The sequence below is a fragment of the Rhizobium sp. Leaf321 genome (genome assembly GCF_001423215.1).
In the GTDB taxonomy this organism is placed as follows: Bacteria; Pseudomonadota; Alphaproteobacteria; order Rhizobiales; family Rhizobiaceae; genus Neorhizobium; species Neorhizobium soli.
The window spans coordinates 1-2,500 of record NZ_LMOF01000011.1; the positions used below are offsets into that span (position 1 = coordinate 1).

Below are 2,500 nucleotides of genomic sequence, written 5' to 3' on the forward strand. Positions count from 1 at the left end.
TCCATCCTTATGGATGGCATTGCCTTTAATAGACCTGGCAGCGACCTACTCTCCCGCGTCTTAAGACGGAGTACCATTGGCGCAGGGGTGTTTCACGGCCGTGTTCGGAAAGGGAACGGGTGCAGCCACCCCGCAATGACCACCAGGTCGATTAAGGGCAATGTATGCGTGGCAATGGGCGACCATTGCAACGCTTTATCGAGAAGCTGGCGGGGGCGAACCCCCTTTTGTCTTAGTTGAACACGTCTTTGGTGCAACAAACCGGACGAACACTGACGTGTTCGCCGGGCCCGTCGCAAAGGCTTTCGCTTTCGCTCTGTCAGGACCAACGCTCACGCGTTGGCCTTGAGATGAGCATAGTCAATGAGAACGATGAAGCCAATCGGGCTATTAGTAAGGCTAAGCTTCATGCATTACTGCACGTCCACACGCCTCCTATCAACGTGGTCGTCTTCCACGGCCCTGATAGGGAATACTCGTTTTCAGGTGGGTTTCCCGCTTAGATGCCTTCAGCGGTTATCCCTTCCATATATAGCTACCCTGCTATGCCGTTGGCACGACAACAGGTCCACCAGAGATATGTCCATCCCGGTCCTCTCGTACTAGGGACAGATCCTGTCAATATTCCTACACCCACGGCAGATAGGGACCGAACTGTCTCACGACGTTCTGAACCCAGCTCACGTACCGCTTTAATTGGCGAACAGCCAAACCCTTGGGACCTGCTCCAGCCCCAGGATGCGATGAGCCGACATCGAGGTGCCAAACAACCCCGTCGATATGGACTCTTGGGGGTCATCAGCCTGTTATCCCCGGCGTACCTTTTATCCGTTGAGCGATGGCCCTTCCACGCGGGACCACCGGATCACTATGACCGACTTTCGTCTCTGCTCGACTTGTCAGTCTCGCAGTCAGGCGGGCTTATGCCATTGCACTCGACGACCGATTTCCGACCGGTCTGAGCCCACCATCGCGCGCCTCCGTTACTCTTTCGGAGGCGACCGCCCCAGTCAAACTACCCACCATACACTGTCCCGGATCCGGATAACGGACCGCGGTTAGACATCCATGACGATAAGGGTGGTATTTCAAGGATGGCTCCACGAGAACTGGCGTCCCCGCTTCAAAGCCTACCACCTATCCTACACATGCCGACACGAATGCCAGTGTAAAGCTATAGTAAAGGTGCACGGGGTCTTTCCGTCTAACCGCAGGAACCCCGCATCTTCACGGGGAATTCAATTTCACTGAGTCTATGTTGGAGACAGCGGGGAAGTCGTTACGCCATTCGTGCAGGTCGGAACTTACCCGACAAGGAATTTCGCTACCTTAGGACCGTTATAGTTACGGCCGCCGTTTACTGGGGCTTCAGTTCAAAGCTTGCACCTCTCCCTTTAACCTTCCAGCACCGGGCAGGCGTCAGGCCCTATACGTCGTCTTTCGACTTCGCAGAGCCCTGTGTTTTTGATAAACAGTCGCTACCCCCTGGTCTGTGCCACCCCTTTCCACTTGCGTAAAAAGGGGTCACGCTTCTTCCGAAGTTACGCGTGCAATTTGCCGAGTTCCTTCAACATAGTTCTCTCAAGCGCCTTGGTATGCTCTACCTGACCACCTGTGTCGGTTTCGGGTACGGTCTATACGGTGGAGCTATTTCCTGGAACCGCCCCGCTGCACATCCAATCCAATAAGGAGGTACAACTTACGCGATCCGTCACTACCACCAGGCCCACGAATATTAACGTGGTTCCCATCGACTACGCATTTCTGCCTCGCCTTAGGGGCCGGCTAACCCTGCTCAGATTAACTTTAAGCAGGAACCCTTGGTCTTTCGGCGAGGGGGTCTCTCACCCCCTTTATCGTTACTCATGTCAACATTCGCACTTCCGATATCTCCAGAGGCCCTCACGGGTCCTCCTTCACAGACTTACGGAACGCTCCGCTACCACATACACTTGCGTGCATATCCTCAGCTTCGGTGCATGGCTTTAGCCCCGTTACATTTTCGGCGCAAAGACCCTTATTTAGACCAGTGAGCTGTTACGCTTTCTTTAAATGATGGCTGCTTCTAAGCCAACATCCTGGTTGTTTTGGGATCCTCACATCCTTTCCCACTTAGCCATGACTTGGGGACCTTAGCTGGAGGTCAGGGTTGTTGCCCTCTTCACGACGGACGTTAGCACCCGCCGTGTGTCTGCCGACTAGTACTCCTCGGTATTCGGAGTTTGGTTAGGATCAGTAAGACGGTGAGTCCCCATAGCCCATCCAGTGCTCTACCCCCGAGGGTATTCGGTCGACGCTCTACCTAAATAGATTTCGCGGAGAACCAGCTATCTCCGAGTTTGATTGGCCTTTCACCCCTAGCCACAAGTCATCCCAATCTATTGCAACAGATGCGGGTTCGGCCCTCCAGTTGGTGTTACCCAACCTTCAGCCTGCTCATGGCTAGATCACTCGGTTTCGGGTCTAATGCATCTAACTAAATCGCCCTATTCAGACTCGC

2 rRNA genes (1 of these 2 cut by a window edge) are annotated in these 2,500 nt (G+C 54.0%); both read right to left on the minus strand.

What is annotated here, in order from left to right:
- Window positions 1–32: 32 nt before the first annotated feature.
- Window positions 33–147 (minus strand): 5S ribosomal RNA (gene rrf / locus ASF70_RS23345).
- A gap of 222 nt (window positions 148–369) precedes the next feature.
- Window positions 370–2,500 (minus strand): 23S ribosomal RNA (locus ASF70_RS23350); it runs 683 nt beyond the window's last position.